Genomic DNA, 350 nt, shown 5'->3' with positions numbered 1-350 from the left:
TTTTTTATCAGCGACCGCCCGGCCGCCCACGGCGCCTGTTTGCCCACGGGGGGGGGGGCCGCCCGCCCGGGGTGGGGAGCCGGGGCGGACGGCAGTTCGCCCGGAGGCGGGGACAGCCCTCGCCGTCCCGGCCGGGGGCTCGTGGTGGACAGCGAACTACCCCAGGCAGCGCGGCACCCCGCGACGCCGACGCCCCCGGAGGGTGGGAGATAGGCGGAGGTAAGGGCGCCACCTGCGGGCAGACCGCAGATTGCCCAGGACGGGGGGCAGCCCTCGCCCTCCCGGCCAAGGCCCCGTGGTGGACAGCGAACTACCCAAGGCAGCGCGGCACCCCGCGAGGCCGACGTCCC

This window comes from Streptomyces sp. NPDC059897 (assembly GCF_042730865.1).
Lineage (GTDB): Bacteria > Actinomycetota > Actinomycetes > Streptomycetales > Streptomycetaceae > Streptomyces.
This window is presented reverse-complemented; position numbering follows the sequence as displayed.